This window comes from Pseudomonas sp. H1_D05 (assembly GCF_054682705.1).
On the sequence record NZ_CP162825.1, the window covers coordinates 5,855,860 to 5,876,297 of the forward strand.

Sequence of the window (20,438 nt, forward strand, 5' to 3'; positions counted from 1 at the left end):
AAGATTACACGCCGATGCTGCAAAAACTGCCATTCAGTACTCACGGCAACTGTGCCTTGAACTCCTTTTCGTATTGCCCGGCGAGTTGTACTTTCTGTTTCTCGTTGAGCAATTTGCCGGCCATCTGGAAGAACTTCTGTTCTTCTTCTTTCAAATGATGATGAACCTTATCCGACAGCTTCTTCGCGGTTGCCAACCACGCCGGACTGGACATCTCGGTCTCGTCGAGTTCTTCCATCATCTCGTCCATTTCATGGTGTTCAGCGATGGCATGGCGGCTCAGATCGACACCCTCGTCAAGCTCCATCAACGGCATGTAGAAATGGCGTTCTTCGGCGGTTTCGTGGGCCTGGAGTTCGGCTTTGAGTTGTTTGTACGCCTCGACCCGCTCCGGGGTGTCGCCGCTGGTTTCGATCAGGGTTTTGGCGTAGCTACGCTGGCGCTCATGGCTTTCGCGAAGGGCTTCGAAAATATTCATGGGGGATCCTCATCAACCGCGTGCTGGAATGACGCTGTAAAAGCTAGACCCCGGCGCGTGAGCGGCAGTTCCACCGGGTTGAGAGGGGCTTGGAAGATCACCGCCGGGCAGGATAGGCTGCGGGCTCACATCACAAGGAAGTCGGGCATGAACTTGCGCATCGAGTTGTCACAACATTCCACAGAAGAAGAACGCCAAGCGATTCTCGCGCCCCTGCATGCCTATAACGTGGCCAAGGCCGGGATCGCGGTATCCGAACCGCTCACCCTGCTGGTGCGTGACGATCACGATCAGATTCTGGGTGGACTCTATGGCCGGCTGGTCTGCCAGTGGTTGTTCATCGATTTGCTGTCAGTGCCTGAAGCAGGCCGGGGCCGGGGTATTGGCTCGAAACTGATGCGCATGGCCGAAGAGCTGGCGCGGGAGAAAGGTTGCATCGGCGCATGGCTCGACACGTTCGACTTTCAGGCACCGGAGTTCTACAAGAAACTCGGGTACAGCCAGTTTGGTGAGATTGTCGATTATCCGCCGGGGCACAAGCGGCATTTTTTCCAGAAGCGCCTGAACGGTTGAATGTGACGCCGCCTTCGCGAGCAAGCTCGCTCCCACACTGGATGAGTGATCGACAAAGAATCGATGTGGGAGCGAGCTTGCGAAGGCGGCTTGAACCTCACCGCGACCATTGGCCCTACAGACAGGTTGCCAACGCCGCCAACCGGCGCTTGGCGACAAAATCATCCTTCTGCGCGTAGTAATTCAGCGTCGTCCCCGATGCTTCGGTGAGCACATCGACAAAAGACTCTGCCGAACGGGTATACACCGTCGTACCGCCCGATTTACGCGGCTCCAGATACGCCGCCGCATCCACGCCAAACACCGCTTCGTCCTGCCAGCCGAACTGCACACAACGCGCCACGTCTTTTTCGGCTTTGTCCGACGTCAATACCTTGTACGGGGTTTTCGTGCGAGCATCGTCCATCACCGAGCCTGCGCAACCGGCCAGCAGTGTCGCGGCCAGCGCTACCATCAGAATTCGCATTGCATTCGCTCATTCAGAAAAAAGCGGACTGTATCATCGCAGCAGCAGGAATCGTTCTGCTTTACTGCATTTATAGCGCGACAGGCGCAGGCCGCTGCGGCAACCTAAGGTCATCAGCCTCACAAGGAAAACACATGGCGCCTACCGACCAGCGACATGAACACGCCCTGAAAGTATTTCTCGACGCGCGTCCCGAACTGCGCGAAAACCTCGACCACCTCAACCCGTTACTGGCTCAGGCCAAAGGCGAAACTCAGGCGCAGTATCGTGAAGAGCGACTGCATGAAGCATTTGAGGCCGAGGCGGAAGAACAAGGTCTGTTTGCCTGGGAGCTGACACTGCTACTCACGGCCGCAACGCCTGAGGAATACCAAGCGCAGCGCCTTGAGGTGCATCGTGAAGTCGCAGAAATGGCTCATATGGGCTGGCTGGAATATTGCGATCTGTATGGCATAGAACCATAACCGCCGACCAAGGACACTTCTACCGATGCTGCCATCCGCCTCGACTCACCGCGCCAGCCCCGGGCATCTGCACACTCAGAAGTGGCGCGGGCGGATTGGGCTGGCGCTGGTGGCCGGCCTCTCGGTACTGGCCGGCATGACCGACGCCATCGGCTTTATGGCCAGCGGCGACTTCGTCTCGTTCATGAGCGGCAACACCACCCGACTTGCCGTGGCGATCAGCGATGGTGATATCGGGCTGACCCTGCGTTTGTTGATCCTCGTCGCCACTTTTATAGCCGGGAACGCCTTGGGCGTTATCGTTGCCCGTTTCGGTGGCCGCCGGGCGCTGCCGTTGCTGCTGTGTATCGCCACCCTGCTGTGTGCGGCGGCCGCCTGGCCATTCGACACACAACTGCCGGCGCTGATGGCGGCGATCATTGCGATGGGCATGCTCAACGCGTCGGTCGAAGAGGTGAACGGCTTGCCGGTCGGACTGACTTACGTGACTGGCGCATTGTCGCGGTTCGGCCGTGGTTTGGGACGCTGGATGCTCGGCGAACGACGCAGCGGCTGGCGGGTGCAACTGGTGCCGTGGAGCGGGATGTTTATCGGTGCGATTCTGGGGGCGGTGCTGGAACACCACTTGGGACTCCAGGCGATGTTTGTCAGCGGTTTGCTGGCGGCGGTGATCGGCTTGGTCTCGCTGAGAATCCCACGGCGCTGGCAGCTGGGCTATATGCCGCGCTAACCGAGGACAACAAAATCTTTGTAGGAGTGAGCCTGCTCGCGAAGACGCCGGCACATTCTTCATCTTCACCAACTGACAGACCGCTATCGCGAGCAGGCTCACTCCTACAAGGTTTCGCGGCTGTCGCGATAAAGCTTTATCATGGCCGCAGTTTTGCTGATCGAGTCCGTCATGAAGTTCGCCATTGCGCTGTTTTCCGCCGCCCATGCGCCCTCCTCGCGCCGCGCCCTGCTGTTTGCACAAGCCGCGCTGGCCGGTGGGCATGAAATTGTCCGGCTGTTTTTCTATCAGGACGGCGTTTACAACGCTTCGGACGCGGTGGTCACCCCGCAGGACGAACTGGACCTGCCCAAACAATGGCGCACCTTCATCACCGAGCAAAAGCTCGACGGCGTGGTGTGCATCGCCGCCGCCCTGCGCCGTGGCGTGCTGAACGCTGAAGAAGCCAAGCGCTATCAGCGTGACGCCGTCTCCGCCAGCGCGCCGTGGGAATTGTCCGGCCTCGGTCAGTTGCATGACGCGGTACAAGACGCTGACCGCTTGATCTGCTTCGGAGGTGCGTGAGATGGCTAAATCCCTGTTGATCATCAGCCGTCAATCGCCATGGTCTGGCCCCGCGGCCCGCGAAGCGCTGGACATCGTGCTGGCCGGTGGCGCCTTCGATCTGCCCATTGGCTTGCTGTTTCTCGATGATGGCGTGCTGCAACTCGCCGCCGGGCAGAACGCCAAGGCCCTGCAACAGAAAGACCTCAGCGCCAACCTGCAGGCACTGCCAATGTTTGGTGTAGAAGAACTGTTTTACTGCGCCGACAGCGCCAGCACTCGTGGCCTCGGCACTCTGTCGCTGGACGAAGCGCAGCCGCTGGCCGCCGAGCAAATCACCGCCCTTATTGACTGTTACGACCAGGTGATCACCCTCTGATGTCGACTTTGCATGTGTTGTCTCATTCCCCGTTCGGCGATGATCGCCTGACCAGTTGCCTGCGCCTGATCGGCAGCGCTGATGCTGTGTTGCTGTCCGGCGACGCGGTCTATGCTCTGCAACCGGGCACCGCACCGTTCACCGCACTGCAAAACCGCCAGATCAAATTGTTGGTTCTGGCCGAAGATGCACAGGCTCGCGCCATCGAAGTCCCGGACTGGGCTGAGGCCATTGATTACCCGGCCTTCGTCGAGTTGTCGATCCATCACGACAAGGTCAACAGCTGGCTATGAATTCCATGACCGTCGGCGCCCGCGCCATCGAACTGGACAAGGACGGCTTTCTCGTCGACCTCAGCGACTGGTCTGCCGATGTTGCCAGCGCCCTCGCTGCCGCCGAAGAGATCGAGTTGACCGCCGAACACTGGGAAGTCCTCGAACTGCTGCGTAGCTTCTACAAAGAATTCCAGCTGTCCCCGGCCACCCGGCCGCTGATCAAGTACACCGCGTTGAAACTCGGCCCGGACAAAGGTAACAGCCTGCACCTCAACCGACTGTTCAAAGGCACCCCTGCCAAACTCGCCGCGAAACTGGCGGGCCTGCCCAAACCGACGAATTGCTTATGACCGACTTTCCAGCGCTTACCCTCGAAACGCCTGCCGAACACCCGTTCGCCCAATTCGTGCGCATTCTTGGCAAAGGCAAACGTGGCGCTCGCGACCTGACCCGCGAAGAGGCCCGCGAAGCCATGGGCATGGTGCTCGACGACAAGGTTGAAGACACCCAGCTCGGCGCTTTTCTAATGTTGCTGCGGCACAAGGAAGAAAGCGCCGAGGAAATGGCCGGTTTCACCGAAGCCCTGCGCGAGCGCCTGCAGGCGCCGGCGCTGAACGTCGATCTGGACTGGCCGACTTACGCTGGCAAGAAGCGTCATCTGCCGTGGTATCTGCTGGCGGCCAAGTGTCTGGCACAGAACGGCGTGCGCATTTTCATGCACGGCGGCGGCGCACACACCGCCGGGCGGCTGTACAGCGAGCAATTGCTTGGTGAATTGAACATTCCGCTGTGCCGCACTTGGCAGCAGGTCGGCACGTCGCTGGATAACGGTGGCCTGGCCTTCATGCCGCTGGTGGACTGGGCGCCGCAATTGCAGAACATGATCGATTTGCGCAACACCTTGGGCCTACGCTCACCGATTCATTCCCTGGCGCGGATTCTCAATCCACTGGGCGCGCGTTGCGGCCTGCAAAGCATTTTTCACCCTGGTTATCAGGCGGTACACCGCGATGCCAGCGGATTGCTTGGCGACACGGCGATTGTGGTCAAAGGCGATGGCGGCGAAATCGAGATCAACCCGGATGCCGACAGTCACTTGTACGGCACCACCGCCGGCGAGAGCTGGGACGAGGAATGGCCGCAATTGTCGGCGCAGCGCCACGTCAAACCGGCGACCCTGGACGTCGAACATCTGAAAGCCGTATGGCGTGGCGAGGTGGTCGACAGTTACCCGCAAATGGCGTTGATTGCGACCATGGCACTGGCCTTGCGCGGTCTCGGTCAAAGCCGTGAGCAAGCCTTCGCAACCGCCGAGCACTACTGGGCCGCGCGGAACAAATCGATTTAACCGATCATTCGCGCCTGATCTTTGCGCTTTTTGTTCGAACTCATCGGAATAGACTCGACTCCAACGATTATTGGTTTACGGAGTCTTGATCATGGGTTTACTCGTCGATGGCCACTGGCAGGACAAGTGGTACGAAAGCAGCAAGGACGGCGCCTTCCAGCGCGAACAGGCCAAGCGCCGCAACTGGGTAACCGCCAACGGCGAACCCGGCCCCAGCGGTGAAGGCGGTTTTGCCGCAGAGGCCGGGCGCTATCACCTCTATGTTTCGCTCGCCTGTCCGTGGGCGCATCGCACGCTGATCCTGCGCAAACTCAAAGGCCTGGAAAGTCTCATCGACGTCTCGGTGGTCAGTTGGTTGATGCTGGAAAATGGCTGGACCTTCGACACGGCGCTCGGCTCAACCGGCGACAAACTCGATGGGTTTGAATTCATGCATCAGCGCTATACCGCCGACACTGCCGATTACACCGGCCGTGTCACCGTGCCGGTGCTGTGGGACAAAAAGCTCAAGCGCATCGTCAGTAATGAATCGGCGGAAATCATCCGCATGTTCAACAGCGCGTTCGATGGTTTGACCGGCAGTGATCTGGATTTCTATCCGGCGCCATTACGCGGCGAGATCGATGCGCTGAACGAGCGGATTTATCCAGCGGTTAACAACGGCGTGTATCGCGCAGGTTTTGCGACGTCACATCAGGCTTATGAAGAAGCGTTCGATGAAGTGTTTGCCGAGCTGGATCATCTGGAGCGGGTGCTGGGTGCCAATCGCTACTTGTCGGGTGAGTACTTGACGGAAGCGGACATCCGTTTGTTCACCACGATGATTCGTTTTGACGCGGTCTACCACGGCCACTTCAAGTGCAACCTGCGGCGGATTGCCGATTACCCGAATCTGTCAAACTGGCTGCGGGAGATGTATCAGATGCCGGGGATTGCCGAGACGGTGGACTTCCAGCACATCAAGAACCACTACTACGGCAGTCACAAGACCATTAACCCGACGGGAGTTGTGCCGAAGGGGCCGGAGCAGGATTTCAACGTCGTCCATGATCGGGCGCGGTTGAGCGGCAAAGGGGTTTGGCGAAAAGGTTGAGAGTTATAGGGTTTGGAAGGCCTCTTCGCGAGCAAGCTCGCTCCCACACTGGATATGTGTCGTTCACAAATCCCCTGTGGGAGCGAGCTTGCTCGCGAATGGGTCAACTCGGTTTTTCAGACCTGCGCCTGAGCCCCTTCGAACCACGCCAGCTTCTCGCGCAGTTGCACCACTTCACCGACGATGACCAGTGTCGGCGCATGCACTTCATGCTCCGCCACCAGTCGCGGCAGATCAGCCAGCGTGCCGGTGAAGACGCGCTGATTGACCGTGGTGCCCTGCTGAATCAATGCCGCCGGGGTATCGGCTGAACGACCATGTTTGATCAGTTGTTCGCAGATGACCGGCAACCCCACCAGGCCCATGTAGAACACCAGCGTCTGCGCCGGCGCGACAAGGTCGGCCCAAGGCAGATCGGTGGAGCCGTCCTTCAGATGGCCGGTAACAAAGCGCACCGACTGCGCGTGATCACGATGCGTCAGCGGAATCCCGGCATATGCCGCGCAGCCACTTGCCGCCGTGATACCCGGCACAACCTGAAACGGAATGCCGTGAGCGGCCAGCTCTTCGATCTCTTCGCCGCCACGGCCGAAGATAAACGGATCACCGCCCTTCAACCGCACCACACGCTTGCCGGCCTTGGCCAGGTCGACCAATTGCTGGTTGATCTGATCCTGCGGCACAGCGTGATCAGACCGACGTTTGCCGACGTAGACCCGCTCGGCATCACGACGGCACAGCTCAAGAATCGCTGGCGCCACCAAGCGGTCGTACAGCACCACATCGGCTTGCTGCATCAGACGCAACGCCTTGAAGGTCAGCAGGTCCGGATCGCCCGGGCCCGCGCCGACCAGATACACCTCGCCGGTCGTGACCATGGCTTCGCCATCGATCTTGGCTTGCAGCAGACGCTCGGCTTCGGCGCCCTGCCCGGCCAGTTGCCGGTCGGCAATCGGCCCCTGAAACACGTCTTCCCAGAAACCACGACGCTGCTGCACATCCGGAAACAGGCTTTTCACCTGATTGCGGAAACGCGCGGCGAGCCCGGCCAATTGGCCGTAGGTCGATGGAATCCGGGTTTCGATCTTGGCGCGGATCAAACGCGCCAGCACCGGCGCATCGCCGCCGCTGGACACGGCAATGATCAGCGGCGAACGGTCGACGATCGCCGGGAAGATCACGCTGCACAAGGCAGGCGCGTCGACCACGTTGACCGGCACGCAGCGCTTGTGCGCATCGGTGGAGACTTGGGCGTTCAGCGTCTCATCGTCGGTGGCGGCAATAATCAGCCCGCAACCGTCGAGATCCGCCTCGACGTAACCGCGCAACAGGCATTCACCGCCAGAAACGGCGACCAGCTCACGCAGTTGCGTTTCGATTTCAGGTGCGACCACCCGCAGCAGCGCACCGGCATCGGCCAGCAGGCGGGATTTGCGCAAGGCAATTTCCCCCCCACCGACGACCAACACACGACTGCCGCGCAGGTTGTGAAACAGCGGCAGATATTTCATTTAGCCGATGACCTCAAGGCCACCCATATACGGCTTGAGTACGTCCGGCACACGGATCGAGCCGTCGGCCTGCTGGTAGTTTTCCAGCACGGCAACCAGCGTACGACCAACCGCCAGACCGGAACCGTTCAGGGTGTGCACCAGCTCAGGCTTGCCGGTTTCCGGGTTGCGGAAACGCGCTTGCATACGACGGGCACTGGAAGTCGCCGCAGTTCGAGCACGAGGAGATTTCGCGGTACTTGTCCTGGCTCGGGATCCACACTTCCAGATCGTAGGTCTTGACCGCGCTGAAACCCATGTCGCCGGTGCACAGCGCCAGGGTGCGGTAAGGCAGACCGAGCAGTTGCAGGACTTTTTCGGCGTTGGCGGTCAGGCCTTCCAGCGCTTCAATCGAAGTCGATGGCTCAACGATCTGGACCATTTCGACTTTGTCGAACTGGTGCTGACGGATCATGCCGCGGGTGTCACGGCCCGATGCACCGGCTTCACTGCGGAAGCACGGAGTGTGCGCGACGAACTTGATCGGCAGCAGTTTCGAATCGACGATTTCGCCCGCAACGATGTTGGTCAGCGACACTTCAGCGGTCGGGATCAGGTACAGATCGGCTTCGCCTTCGCGAGCGATCTTGAACAGGTCTTCTTCGAACTTCGGCAGTTGACCGGTGCCTTGCAGCGCCGGCGCCTGAACCAGATAAGGCGTGTAAGCCTCTTCGTAGCCGTGCTCGTTGACGTGCAGGTTGATCATGAACTGCGCCAGGGCGCGGTGCAGACGCGCGATCGGGCCACGCAGCAGGGCGAAACGCGCGCCGGACAGCTTGGCAGCGGTTTCGAAATCCAGCCAGCCGAACTTCTCGCCCAGGGCAACGTGGTCTTTCACTTCGAAGTCGAACGCGGTCGGCGTGCCCCAGCGGCGCACTTCAACGTTGTCGTCTTCGTCTTTGCCGACCGGCACGGATTCGTGCGGCAGGTTGGGGATACCGAGCAGGATCGAGTCCAGTTCGGTCTGGATCGCGTCCAGCTCGACTTTACCGGCACTCAGTTCGCCCGCCATGCGCTCGACGTCCGCCATCAACGGCGCGATGTCTTCGCCGCGCTGCTTGGCCTGACCGATGGATTTGGAACGCGCGTTACGCTCAGCCTGCAGTGCTTCGGTGCGGGTCTGGACGGTCTTGCGCTGTTCTTCCAGCGCTTCGATGCGCGCGGTATCCAGGGCAAAGCCACGGGAAGCCAGGCGGTCCGCTACGTCCTGAAGGTTGCTACGTAACAGTTTGGAATCGAGCATGTCGGTTTCTCGTTATCAAAGTTTGGTCAAAGACAGGCCGGCCCACGTCGCGAGCAGCCCGCCGAATACGCTGAGTGCCGCATAGCCCAGAGCCAGCGGCACTTGCCCGCTTTCCAGCAGGCGCACCGTATCCAGTGAAAAGGATGAAAATGTCGTCAGCCCCCCAAGGAAGCCGACCATCAACCCGGCGCGTACCTCGATCGGCACTTCCGGGCGTATCAAAAACAGGCCGTACAACACGCCAATCAGCAGACAGCCCACGATATTAACGGCCAGCGTCGCGGTATAGAAGTGCCGCGGCCAATTGGCGTTGACCCAATTACCGGTGGCGAAGCGCAACAAGGTGCCGGCAACCCCGCCGGCGGAGACCGCAATGATCAATGGAAGCACTATTTTCTCCGCTGCCGAGGGCTTAAACGATCGAGTTGGGCGAGGTGGTTGAGCTTCTCGCCGATCTTCAATTCCAGACCGCGCGGCACCGGTTGGTAGAACGGGATGGGATCAAGCTCTTCCGGGAAATAGTCTTCGCCGGCGGCATAAGCGTCCGGCTCGTCGTGGGCGTAGCGGTATTCGTCACCGTAGCCCAATTGCTTCATCAGTTTGGTCGGTGCGTTGCGCAGGTGCAGTGGCACTTCCAGCGAGCCGTTTTCAGCGGCGGCGCGCAAAGCGGTTTTGAAGCCCATGTACACCGCGTTGCTTTTTGGCGCACAGGCCAGATAGGTGATGGCTTGGGCCACGGCCAACTCGCCTTCCGGGCTGCCGAGACGCTCCTGCACTTCCCACGCCGCCAGGCACAGGCTGAGGGCGCGCGGGTCGGCATTGCCGATGTCTTCGCTGGCCATGCGCACTACGCGCCGGGCCAGGTACAGCGGATCACAACCGCCGTCGATCATTCGCGCAAACCAGTACAGTGCACCGTCGGGGTTGGAGCCGCGCACGGACTTGTGCAGCGCCGATATCTGGTCGTAGAACGCTTCGCCGCCCTTGTCGAAACGCCGGCGGGTGTCGCCGAGCAGGCTCTGCAGCAGCTCGGTGCCGATTTCGCTGTTGTCTTCAGCCAGGTCCGAGGCGTTTTCCAGCAGGTTGAGCAGACGCCGGCCATCGCCATCGGCGGCGGACAGCAGCATCTGGAAGCCTTCATCGTTCAGCGTCAGGTTGCGCTTGCCCAGACCGCGCTCTTCGGTAAGCGCGCGGTGCACCAGTTTGCGCAGCGCCGCTTCGTCGAGGCTTTTCAGCACGTAGACGCGAGCACGCGACAACAAGGCGTTGTTGAGTTCGAACGAAGGGTTTTCGGTGGTGGCGCCGATGAAGATCAGCGTGCCGTCTTCAACGTAAGGCAGAAACGCATCCTGCTGGGATTTGTTGAAGCGGTGCACTTCATCGACGAACAAAATGGTGCGCTTGCCGTACTGGCCGGCCTGCTGCTTGGCGATTTCAACGGCCTGACGGATCTCTTTGACCCCGGCGAGCACCGCCGAGACCGTTTCGAAGTGCGCATCGGAGACTTCCGCGAGCAACCGCGCCAAAGTGGTTTTACCCACTCCGGGCGGCCCCCAGAAGATCATCGAATGCAGGGCACCCTGCTCCAGCGCCTCACGCAGAGGCTTGCCGCGAGCGAGCACGTGCTCCTGACCGACGTACTCATCCAGATTGGTCGCACGCAAACGCGCGGCCAGTGGCTGGGCAATCGGTGCACTGCGAAACAGATCCATCACGTAGCGTTGAAACCTCTATTTGATCAGGTCGATCATTTGCCCTTGTGGGAGCGAGCCTGCTCGCGAAAGCGGTGTATCAGCCACTATTAATGCTGGATGAAATATCGCTTTCGCGAGCAGGCTCGCTCCCACAGGGTTTACGTGTTTATTCCTGGATCACGTCGGCACCCTCGGGGATGTCGAACTTGAACTTCGATGCCGATACCGGCTCGTTGGCCTTGACCCCGGTAAACAGGATGTTGGTGCGCTGGCCGACGCTATCGATCAGTTGCATATCGTTGAGCAGACCGTTGCGGAACGACAGACGCAGGTTATCGAACAGAGTGTCTTTGGTTTTCGGCTTGAGGGTGAAGTCGATCACGCCGCCCGCCTCTTTCGCGCTGATATCAAAACTCTGGCTGATCTTCGACACATCACCGGACAGCAGCAGCGCCGGGGTTTGGGTCAGACGCTCGTCGAGCTTCTTGATGGTCGCCTGTTCCAGATCCGGGTCCCACAGGGTGACTTTCTTGCCATCGGAAACCATGGTCTGTTCGTTTGGCGCATTGGTGTGCCAGTAGAACAGGCCCGGACGCTGCAGGGTCATGTTGCCGGTGGTTTCCTGCAACTGCGTGCCGCTGCCGTCGAGGGTCAGCTGCGAGAAGTTCGCGCTCAGGGTCTTGGATGTTTCCAGCAATTGGGTCAGACGCGCCACGTCCTTGTCATCGGCGTAGGCCGTGAGAGTGGTCAGCGCCAGTACTGGCAGCAGCATGCGGATAAGACGCATGGGAGTCCTCTTGAATACTCGTTGGGAGAGCGGCGGCACATCATTGTCCCGCCTCTTGCGTTTGCAATCAGTCGCGTACCGGGCCCGGGGCCAGGACTTCACGGGAACCGTTGGTGTTCATCGAGGTGACGACCCCGGCCATTTCCATGGCTTCGATCATCCGAGCGGCGCGGTTGTAGCCGATCTTCAGCTTGCGCTGTACAGCGGAAATCGAGGCACGACGGCTTTCGAGAACGAACTGTACGGCTTCGTCATACAGCGCGTCGGCTTCCGGATCATCGCCGTCGCCGCCACCGCTGCTGCCTTCAAAACCGCTGCCAGCTTCTTCGACACCGTTGAGGATGTCATCGTTGTATTCCGGTGCGCCGCGCAGTTTCCACGCTTCGACCACACGGTGTACCTCATCGTCGGATACGAATGCACCGTGAACCCGAATCGGCAGGCTGGTGCCCGGCGGCATGTAGAGCATGTCACCGTGACCGAGCAGTTGTTCGGCGCCACCCTGATCGATGATGGTGCGGGAGTCGATCTTGCTCGACACCTGGAACGCCATACGCGTAGGAATGTTGGCCTTGATCAGACCGGTGATCACGTCCACCGACGGCCGCTGGGTCGCGAGGATCAAGTGAATACCGGCAGCACGGGCCTTCTGGGCGATACGGGCGATCAGTTCTTCAACCTTCTTGCCGACGATCATCATCATGTCGGCGAATTCGTCGACCACTACAACGATGGTTGGCAGTTTCTGCAGCAGCGGCGCTTCGTCGTGAATGCTTTCGCGCTTGTACAGCGGATCGCTCAACGGCTCGCCAGCATCCTGCGCTTCCTTGACCTTGGCGTTGAAGCCGGACAGGTTGCGCACGCCCATCTTCGCCATCAGCTTGTAGCGACGCTCCATTTCGGCAACGCTCCAGCGCAAGGCGTTGGCGGCGTCCTTCATGTCGGTGACGACCGGGCAAAGCAGATGCGGAATGCCTTCGTAGATCGACAGTTCCAACATTTTCGGGTCGATCATGATCAGCTTGGCGTCTTCCGGGCCGGACTTGAACAGGATCGACAGGATCATCGCGTTCACACCCACCGACTTACCGGAACCGGTCGTACCGGCCACCAGCAGGTGCGGCATCTTCGCCAGGTCAGTAATGACCGGCTTACCGCCGATGTCGTGACCCAGCGCCAGGGTGACCGGCGATTTGAAATTGTCGTATTCAGGCGTCGACAGCACTTCGGAGAAGCGCACGATCTGCCGGTCTTCGTTGGGAATCTCGATACCGACGGTGGTCTTGCCCGGAATCACCTCGACCACCCGCACACTGGTCACGGCCAGGGAACGTGCAAGGTCTTTGGCCAGGTTGGCGATGCGGCTGACTTTGACACCGGCGGCAGGCTGGATTTCGTAACGGGTAATCACCGGGCCCGGGTGAATCGAATCCACCGTGACCTCGACACCGAACTCCTTGAGCTTGATCTCCAGCAAATGGCCGACCGCCGCCAGGGATTCCGGTGAGTAATTGAGTTGTTTCTTTTCCGCCGGATCAAGAATCGAGATCGGCGGCAAGGTGCCTTCCACGGCGCTGTCGACGAACAACGGCACCTGCTTCTCTTTCTGCACGCGCTTGCTTGGCTCGGGCGCCTTGGCCGGGGCCGGGGCGATAACCGGCGGCACTTGTTTCTCGCGGTCGGACATGTGCTTGCTCAGGGCTTGCTCACGTTCGATCAGGCGTTCTTTGACTTTGGCTTGTTCGCGCTTGTCAGTGACCGTCGGCGCGACCACGTCATGCACGCGATCGTCGACTTCACGCAATTGCGCAACCAGTTGCTTGCGCTCGGTACGGGCCGACCACCAGCGATTGAGCGCGCCTTGAAACAGTTCGAACAGATCAAGGGTGATCTTGCCGGTGATGTCCATCACCTTGAACCACGACAGGTCGGTAAACACTGTCAGGCCAAACAGGAACAACGCAATGAACAACAGGGTGCTGCCCTGAATATTCAGCGCATTCTTCGCCAGATTGCCGAGGCTTTCGCCCAGCGCGCCACCAGCCCCCGCGGGCAGGCCCGAGGCCGCGTGAAAGTGCAGATGCGCCAGCGCAGCGCCAGACAGCACCAGAAACACCAGACCGATCAGACGCCAGGAAAACAGCCAGCCGCTCCACTGCCACGGCTCGTGGCGCTGGCGGAAAATCTGGTACGCCTTGATCGCCAGCAGCAACGGGAAGATATAGGCGAAGTAACCCAGCACCATGAACAGGATGTCGGCGCTGTAGGAACCCGCCGGGCCGCCGAAATTCTGTACGTCATCGATCTTGCTGTTGTGGCTCCAGCCTGGATCGTCCTTGCCGTAGGTCAGCAAAGCCATCATCAGGAACAGGCACAAGGCACCGATGGCGATCAATGCACCTTCCTTGAGCCGGTAGTGCAACTGTTGGCGCCAGAGCGGGACGACTGTTTTTGGTGCTTCGGTGGATTTCTTCAAAACGCTTCTTTTCCTGCGCCCGAGGCGCGTCCATCTATTGAATGACGATAAAAAACTGCCCAATCCAGGCAGGTAAAAAAGTGAACGAGCGCAACTGAGACTACTTTTAACACTGTGCTGCCGCTTTTATAAATACAGCGCACGGCGAACATTCTGTAACAGCCCGGCATTGTACGGGTTTGTGCGTGCGATGCCATGCTTCAAGCCCCAGGATCGAGCATAGTCAAGCACACAGAAGCCGAGACTCAATTTGAGCATGCATTACCTTTTGTGACAAAGGCTTATGAGGTCTATTTGATGAACGTAGCGAAGCATTCACGCCTGATCATCCTCGGCTCCGGCCCGGCCGGTTACAGCGCTGCCGTGTATGCCGCCCGCGCCAACCTCAAACCCGTGGTCATCACCGGCCTGCAGGCCGGTGGCCAGCTCACCACCACCGTCGAGGTCGACAACTGGCCCGGTGACGTCGAAGGCCTCACCGGCCCGGTGCTGATGGAACGTATGCAAAAACACGCCGAACGCTTTGCCACAGAGATCGTTTACGACCACATCCACACCGCCAAGTTGCAGCAGCGCCCGTTCGAGCTTGTCGGCGACAGCGGCACTTACACCTGCGACGCACTGATCATTGCCACCGGTGCCTCGGCGCAGTATCTGGGCTTGCCCTCGGAAGAAGCCTTCGCCGGCAAAGGCGTTTCCGCCTGTGCGACCTGTGACGGCTTCTTCTATCGCAATCAAGTGGTCGCCGTGGTCGGCGGCGGCAATACGGCGGTTGAGGAGGCACTTTACCTGTCGAACATCGCCAGAGAGGTGCACCTGATCCATCGTCGCGACAAACTGCGTTCGGAGAAAATCCTTCAGGACAAACTGTTCGAGAAAGCTGCGAACGGCAACGTGCGCCTGCACTGGAACCAGAATCTCGACGAAGTGCTCGGCGATGCCAGCGGCGTCACCGGCGCGCGACTGCGGGACAGTCATACCGGCGAAACCCGCGAACTGGCGTTAGCCGGGGTATTCATTGCCATTGGTCACAAGCCCAACACCGACCTGTTCCAAGGCCAGTTGCCGATGCGCGACGGCTACTTGCGGGTCAAGGGCGGCAGCGACGGCGACGCCACCGCCACCGAGATTCCCGGGGTATTTGCCGCCGGTGACGTGGCTGACCACGTTTACCGCCAGGCGGTAACGTCAGCCGGTGCCGGGTGTATGGCCGCACTGGATGCCGAGAAGTATCTGGACGACATTCCTGTCATTTAACGGCACACTTTATCGCGGGCCAGACGCCCCACCGCCCTCCCCTTCTGTAAGCCTGGATGCCATGCTGACTTGGTTACAACGTAATTCCCTGACTTTTCCGCCACTGGAAAAGGCCATGCGCGACCCCAACGGATTGCTGGCTGCGGGTGGCGATCTGTCGGCCGACCGGCTGATTCAGGCTTATCGCCATGGCTGCTTTCCATGGTTTTCCGAGGGTCAGCCGATTCTCTGGTGGTCGCCGGATCCGCGCACGGTATTGTTTCCCGACGAACTGCATGTCTCGCGCAGCCTCGGCAAACTGCTGCGTCAGGAACGCTATCAAGTCACCTTCGATCAGGATTTCGATGCCGTGATCCGCGCCTGTGCCGCACCACGGGATTACGCCGATGGCACCTGGATCACCGAGGCGATGCAGGGCGCCTATGTCGAACTGCATCGTCGCGGCTTCGCGCATTCGGTGGAGGTCTGGGATCAGGGCGAACTGGTCGGTGGCCTGTACGGCCTGGCGATGGGCCAATTATTTTTTGGTGAATCGATGTTCAGCCGCGCCGACAATGCCTCGAAATTCGGCTTTGCCACCCTTGTGCGGCACCTGAAAGACTCGGGATTCGTGCTGATCGATTGCCAGATGCCGACCGATCATCTGCACAGCCTCGGCGCCAGAGCCATTCCCCGCCAGGAATTCGCCGACTATCTGGCCCGCCATCTGGACCAACCCAATCGTGCCACCTGGGTTTGCTGAGCGACTTTTGCGCGCGTGGCTTACACTTAATTCACCAGCTTATCCCGAGGGTTGATCATGACCGAGTTGGCGCGATTGAAGTTCTATGCCACTCAGCCTCACTCTTGCAGTTATCTGCCCGAGGAGCAGGCCACGACCCTGTTTCTCGATCCGAGTCAGCCCATGGATGTGCATGTCTACGCAGACCTGTCGGAAATGGGCTTTCGTCGCAGCGGCGATCATCTGTACCGTCCGCATTGCCAGAACTGCAATGCGTGCGTGCCTGCGCGCATTCCCGTGGCGCAGTTCATGCCCAATCGTCAGCAGAAGCGGATTCTCAAGCGCAATACGGATTTGCAGGTGCGCCCGGCCAAACCGCAATTCAGCGAAGAATATTTCGACCTGTATCAGCGTTACATCGAACAGCGCCACGCAGACGGCGACATGTACCCGCCGAGCCGTGATCAGTTCGCGACGTTTCTGGTCCGCGACTTGCCATTCTCGCGCTTTTACGAGTTCCGACTCGACGGACGGTTGCTCGCCGTGGCGGTCACCGATTTGCTGCCGAACGGTTTGTCAGCCGTGTACACCTTCTACGAACCCGTCGAAGAACGCCGCAGCCTTGGCCGATTTGCCATCCTCTGGCAAATCGCCGAGAGCCAGCGCCTCGGGCTTGAGGCGGTCTACCTCGGTTACTGGATCAAGAACTGCAAAAAGATGAACTACAAGACGCAATATCGCCCCATCGAATTGCTGATTAATCAGCGCTGGGTGATCCTCAACTAAACCCAAGCCGTAAACCCCTTGGCGTAAACCCCATTTTTCGGGCACAATGCACGCCGCTTTTGCCTGGCGCAGTTGCACCGGGCCATTCATTGGATACCGAGGGCTTTACTGCATGTCGAAAGAAGACAGCTTCGAAATGGAAGGCACTGTCGTCGACACCCTGCCCAACACCATGTTTCGTGTGGAGTTGGAAAATGGGCACGTCGTAACCGCGCATATTTCCGGCAAGATGCGCAAGAACTACATTCGTATTCTTACCGGTGACAAAGTGCGCGTCGAGCTGACGCCCTATGACTTGAGCAAAGGGCGCATCACTTACCGCGCTCGTTAATCAAGTCAATACAGAACGCCCGGTTTATACCGGGCGTTTTTGTTTGTCTGCGTTTTGGGGTTTTGGGGGCATATCCGTTTTCTCGGGTGCTGCCGCTGGTGGTTTCGCTCTTACAGCGAGTCACCTTTTCCAAACGCCGAAAAGGTAACCCAAAAGGCTTTGCCCCGGCGTACGGCACTTCGCTGAGGCTCAGTGTTCCCTCGCTACGGTGTCCATCCGGGGGCATCGCCTACGGTTTGCTTCGCTGCACCTCCTCTCGATGTATGCGGCTACGCCGCACGGCGCTGCGCGCCTAACCCCCGGATGAACACCTCCGCTCGGCCTGCCGAAGGGGCAAAAAATCAAAAGCCAAAGCAAGATCAAAATCACAAGCCAGATCAAGAGCCCCTCACCCTAGCCCTCTCCCGGAGGGAGAGGGGACTGACCGAGTTGTTTGGGAGAACTACTCCGACTTGGGATATCGAGTTGAACGCAAATTTTGAGAGACTCACCATCGGCTCCCTCTCCCTCGGGAGAGGGCTGGGGTGAGGGGTGAATCCAACACCAATCCAAAGCCGAACACGCTGTTGCTCCTCACCACTCAACAGGATGAGCGTTAGCTCGGCTGCGGCTTTTGATCTGTAAGGCGACGTCGGAAGGCTGAGTGGAGGGATTGATCCGGGCGTGGGAGCGCAGCGACCGTTTGGCGAAGCCAAACACAGCGAGAGGAGGTGCAGCGAAGCAAACCGTAGGCGCTGCGCCCGGATCGATCCCGGAGCGAAGGAACCCCGAGCCCCAGCGAGCGGGCCGCACGTAGGAGCAAGCGTTTTTTGCTTACTTTTTTAGGCGCTTGTAAAAAAGTGAGTCGCCGTAAGGGCGAAACCGTAATAAGCCATCACCGCAGCAACGGATATTCACCCAAAAACCCCAAACGACAAATAACAAAAAGGCGCCCGAAGGCGCCCTCTTGATCCAAGGCCGTCAGGCCATTTCTGCAGTGGTCTCGAAGTCAAACGTCAACTCACCATCCTTGATGTCGATGTGCACCACACCGCCATGCTCGGCCAGCTCGCCAAACAGAATCTCCTCCGCCAACGGACGCTTGATCTTGTCCTGGATCAGACGAGCCATCGGACGCGCACCCATCGCCGAGTCATAACCACCCGCCGCCAGCCAACTACGCGCAGCATCAGTGACCTCAAGCAACACACGCTTGTCTTCCAACTGCGCCTGAAGCTCGGTAAGGAACTTGTCCACCACACTTTTGATGACCTCATGACTGAGGCGACCAAACTGGATAATGGTGTCCAGACGGTTACGGAACTCCGGCGTAAAGCTCTTCTTGATCACTTCCATCGCATCAGACGAGTGGTCCTGATGGGTGAAACCGATCGAAGCACGCGCCGCTGTTTCGGCACCAGCGTTGGTGGTCATGATCACAATTACGTTGCGGAAGTCCGCCTTGCGCCCGTTGTTGTCGGTCAGCGTACCGTGATCCATCACTTGCAACAGCAGGTTGAAGACTTCCGGATGCGCCTTCTCGATTTCATCAAGGAGCAATACGCAATGCGGCTGCTTGGTGATCGCCTCGGTCAACAGACCGCCCTGATCGAAACCAACATACCCAGGAGGCGCACCGATCAAGCGCGATACGGTGTGACGCTCCATGTATTCGGACATGTCGAAGCGAACCAGCTCGATCCCCAACGCCTTGGCCAATTGCCGCGCAGCTTCGGTTTTACCAACACCGGTCGGGCCTGCGAACAGGAACGAACCGACTGGTTTGTCAGGCGACTTGAGGCCGGCACGCGACAGCTTGATCGCAGTCGACAACGAATCGATTGCCGCGTCCTGACCAAACACCGTCAGTTTCAGGTCACGCTCCAGGTTACGCAGCAGCTCCTTGTCGGAACTGGTGACGTGCTTCGGCGGAATCCGTGCGATTTTCGCCACGATGTCTTCGACCTGAGGCACCTCGATGCGCTTAACGCGTTTTTCGACCGGTTGCAGACGTTGATAGGCGCCCGCCTCGTCGATCACGTCGATGGCCTTGTCCGGCATGTGCCGGTCATTGATGTAGCGCGAAGCCAGCTCAGCAGCGGCGCGCAACGACTCATCGCTGTATTCGATGTTGTGGTGCTGCTCGAAACGCCCTTTCAGGCCGCGCAGGATGCCGATGGTGTCTTCCACCGACGGCTCGACGACATCGACCTTCTGGAAGCGCCGTGCCAAGGCACGGTCCTTCTCGAAGATGCCACGGAATTCCTGGAACGTGGTCGAGCCGATGCAGCGAATGTCGCCAGACGACAGCAGCGGCTTGAGCAGGTTCGAAGCATCCATCACGCCACCGGAAGCAGCGCCGGCACCGATGATGGTGTGGATTTCGTCGATGAACAGGATTGCCTGCGGACGTTTTTTCAGTTCGTTGAGCAGCGCCTTGAAGCGCTTCTCGAAATCACCGCGATACTTGGTGCCCGCGAGCAGAGCGCCAAGGTCGAGCGAGTAAACAACGCTGTTGGCCAGCAGGTCCGGCACCTGATTATCAACAATGCGCTTGGCCAGGCCTTCGGCAATCGCGGTTTTACCCACGCCCGCCTCGCCTACCAGCAGTGGATTGTTTTTGCGCCGGCGCGCGAGAATCTGCGCGACACGCTCGACTTCCGACTCACGGCCGACCAGCGGATCGATACGACCCTGGCGCGCGAGTTCGTTGAGGTTGCTGGCATAAGCATCCAGAGGATTGCCTGAAGAAGAAGACTCACCGCCCTCGTCGTCCTGCATATCTTGTTCACCTTCAGAGTGATCGCCATGCCCCGGCACTTTGGAAATGCCATGAGCGATGTAATTGACGACATCGATGCGCGCAACGCTCTGCTGCTTCAGCAGGAACACTGCCTGACTCTCTTGCTCACTGAAGATTGCGACCAGCACATTGGCGCCAGTCACTTCGCGTTTGCCCGAGCTCTGTACGTGGAAAACAGCACGTTGCAGTACACGCTGGAAGCCCAGGGTTGGCTGGGTTTCACGATCTTCGTCATGAACGGGGATCAATGGCGTGGTGGAGTCGATGAACTCCTGCAGGTCATGCTTGAGTTTGTCGAGGTTTGCGCCGCAGGCACGCAAAACGGTGGCGGCAGCCTCATTGTCCAATAGGGCCAGCAAAAGGTGTTCGACGGTCATGAATTCATGACGTTTCGAACGAGCCTCCTTGAAGGCTAGATTGAGGGTGACTTCGAGCTCGCGGTTTAACATAGCTTCACCTCAT

General features: G+C 59.3%; 21 protein-coding genes and 1 pseudogene. 13 read left to right on the top strand and 9 right to left on the bottom strand.

Annotated elements, in window-relative coordinates:
* Positions 1 to 40: 40 nt before the first annotated feature.
* Positions 41 to 478: a hemerythrin domain-containing protein gene (locus tag AB4O11_RS26265; RefSeq protein WP_460091406.1), complete on the bottom strand. Its 438-nt coding sequence runs from the start codon at positions 476 to 478 to the stop codon at positions 41 to 43.
* 147 nt (positions 479 to 625) lie between these two features.
* Between AB4O11_RS26265 and AB4O11_RS26270 the strand changes: the two genes are divergently transcribed.
* Positions 626 to 1,051, top strand: coding sequence for a GNAT family N-acetyltransferase (locus AB4O11_RS26270; RefSeq protein ID WP_460129269.1), 426 nt, complete (start codon positions 626 to 628; stop codon positions 1,049 to 1,051).
* Between the two features lie 115 nt (positions 1,052 to 1,166).
* On the opposite strand, the gene AB4O11_RS26275 is transcribed toward AB4O11_RS26270, so the two are convergent.
* Complete coding sequence (locus AB4O11_RS26275; RefSeq protein ID WP_093434342.1) at positions 1,167 to 1,517, bottom strand: hypothetical protein; 351 nt, start codon at positions 1,515 to 1,517, stop codon at positions 1,167 to 1,169.
* A 134-nt stretch (positions 1,518 to 1,651) separates the two neighbouring features.
* Between AB4O11_RS26275 and AB4O11_RS26280 the strand changes: the two genes are divergently transcribed.
* The 8 genes from AB4O11_RS26280 to AB4O11_RS26315 all read left to right on the top strand — a co-directional run bounded on the left by AB4O11_RS26280 (position 1,652) and on the right by AB4O11_RS26315 (position 6,349).
* On the top strand, positions 1,652 to 1,981 hold the full coding sequence (locus AB4O11_RS26280) for a DUF6388 family protein (RefSeq protein ID WP_460129271.1): 330 nt from the start codon (positions 1,652 to 1,654) through the stop codon (positions 1,979 to 1,981).
* Positions 1,982 to 2,006: 25 nt separating this feature from the next.
* Entirely contained in the window at positions 2,007 to 2,711 is a 705-nt protein-coding gene (locus AB4O11_RS26285; protein ID WP_460129274.1) for a YoaK family protein, read from the top strand.
* Between the two features lie 171 nt (positions 2,712 to 2,882).
* Positions 2,883 to 3,275, top strand: a complete 393-nt coding sequence (gene tusD / locus AB4O11_RS26290) for a sulfurtransferase complex subunit TusD (RefSeq protein WP_460129275.1) — start codon at positions 2,883 to 2,885, stop codon at positions 3,273 to 3,275.
* 1 nt (position 3,276) lies between these two features.
* Positions 3,277 to 3,633 carry a sulfurtransferase complex subunit TusC gene (gene tusC, locus AB4O11_RS26295; protein WP_460129277.1) on the top strand — a complete coding sequence of 119 codons (357 nt, stop codon included), beginning with the start codon at positions 3,277 to 3,279 and terminating at the stop codon, positions 3,631 to 3,633.
* Entirely contained in the window at positions 3,633 to 3,926 is a 294-nt protein-coding gene (gene tusB / locus AB4O11_RS26300; protein WP_093434334.1) for a sulfurtransferase complex subunit TusB, read from the top strand. Before tusC ends, tusB begins: the two co-directional genes overlap by 1 nt.
* Positions 3,923 to 4,258 carry a TusE/DsrC/DsvC family sulfur relay protein gene (locus tag AB4O11_RS26305; protein ID WP_093434332.1) on the top strand — a complete coding sequence of 112 codons (336 nt, stop codon included), beginning with the start codon at positions 3,923 to 3,925 and terminating at the stop codon, positions 4,256 to 4,258. Before tusB ends, AB4O11_RS26305 begins: the two co-directional genes overlap by 4 nt.
* Positions 4,255 to 5,256, top strand: a complete 1,002-nt coding sequence (locus AB4O11_RS26310; RefSeq protein ID WP_460129279.1) for a glycosyl transferase family protein — start codon at positions 4,255 to 4,257, stop codon at positions 5,254 to 5,256. Before AB4O11_RS26305 ends, AB4O11_RS26310 begins: the two co-directional genes overlap by 4 nt.
* A gap of 91 nt (positions 5,257 to 5,347) precedes the next feature.
* The gene (locus AB4O11_RS26315; RefSeq protein ID WP_460129281.1) at positions 5,348 to 6,349 is read left to right on the top strand and encodes a glutathione S-transferase family protein; all 1,002 of its coding nucleotides are present in this window, start codon (positions 5,348 to 5,350) and stop codon (positions 6,347 to 6,349) included.
* Positions 6,350 to 6,465: 116 nt separating this feature from the next.
* On the opposite strand, the gene cysG is transcribed toward AB4O11_RS26315, so the two are convergent.
* The 6 genes and pseudogenes from cysG to AB4O11_RS26345 all read right to left on the bottom strand — a co-directional run bounded on the left by cysG (position 6,466) and on the right by AB4O11_RS26345 (position 14,099).
* The gene (cysG, locus tag AB4O11_RS26320) at positions 6,466 to 7,860 is read right to left on the bottom strand and encodes a siroheme synthase CysG (RefSeq protein WP_460129283.1); all 1,395 of its coding nucleotides are present in this window, start codon (positions 7,858 to 7,860) and stop codon (positions 6,466 to 6,468) included.
* Positions 7,861 to 9,142: pseudogene (gene serS / locus AB4O11_RS26325) on the bottom strand (serine--tRNA ligase).
* Positions 9,143 to 9,157: 15 nt separating this feature from the next.
* Entirely contained in the window at positions 9,158 to 9,532 is a 375-nt protein-coding gene (gene crcB / locus AB4O11_RS26330) for a fluoride efflux transporter CrcB (protein WP_007908079.1), read from the bottom strand.
* Positions 9,532 to 10,854, bottom strand: coding sequence for a replication-associated recombination protein A (locus AB4O11_RS26335; protein ID WP_034155144.1), 1,323 nt, complete (start codon positions 10,852 to 10,854; stop codon positions 9,532 to 9,534). The genes crcB and AB4O11_RS26335 overlap by 1 nt, the downstream gene beginning before the upstream one ends.
* A 148-nt stretch (positions 10,855 to 11,002) precedes the next feature.
* Positions 11,003 to 11,623 (bottom strand): outer membrane lipoprotein chaperone LolA, encoded by a 621-nt coding sequence (gene lolA, locus AB4O11_RS26340; RefSeq protein ID WP_460129285.1) that lies wholly within the window; start codon positions 11,621 to 11,623, stop codon positions 11,003 to 11,005.
* 67 nt (positions 11,624 to 11,690) lie between these two features.
* Entirely contained in the window at positions 11,691 to 14,099 is a 2,409-nt protein-coding gene (locus AB4O11_RS26345; RefSeq protein ID WP_034155142.1) for a DNA translocase FtsK, read from the bottom strand.
* Between the two features lie 297 nt (positions 14,100 to 14,396).
* On the opposite strand from AB4O11_RS26345, the gene trxB reads away from it, so the two are divergent.
* From trxB to infA, 4 genes are all read left to right on the top strand, one after another.
* Positions 14,397 to 15,356, top strand: a complete 960-nt coding sequence (trxB, locus tag AB4O11_RS26350; protein WP_460129287.1) for a thioredoxin-disulfide reductase — start codon at positions 14,397 to 14,399, stop codon at positions 15,354 to 15,356.
* A gap of 61 nt (positions 15,357 to 15,417) precedes the next feature.
* A complete protein-coding gene (gene aat / locus AB4O11_RS26355; protein WP_460129289.1) occupies positions 15,418 to 16,098 on the top strand; it encodes a leucyl/phenylalanyl-tRNA--protein transferase in 681 nt (226 codons plus the stop codon).
* A gap of 57 nt (positions 16,099 to 16,155) precedes the next feature.
* The gene (locus AB4O11_RS26360) at positions 16,156 to 16,863 is read left to right on the top strand and encodes an arginyltransferase (protein WP_257355505.1); all 708 of its coding nucleotides are present in this window, start codon (positions 16,156 to 16,158) and stop codon (positions 16,861 to 16,863) included.
* Between the two features lie 112 nt (positions 16,864 to 16,975).
* Positions 16,976 to 17,194: a translation initiation factor IF-1 gene (gene infA / locus AB4O11_RS26365; RefSeq protein WP_002553999.1), complete on the top strand. Its 219-nt coding sequence runs from the start codon at positions 16,976 to 16,978 to the stop codon at positions 17,192 to 17,194.
* A gap of 960 nt (positions 17,195 to 18,154) precedes the next feature.
* Here the strand turns inward: infA and clpA are convergent.
* Positions 18,155 to 20,425 carry an ATP-dependent Clp protease ATP-binding subunit ClpA gene (gene clpA, locus AB4O11_RS26370; protein WP_016987404.1) on the bottom strand — a complete coding sequence of 757 codons (2,271 nt, stop codon included), beginning with the start codon at positions 20,423 to 20,425 and terminating at the stop codon, positions 18,155 to 18,157.
* Positions 20,426 to 20,438 lie beyond the last annotated feature (13 nt).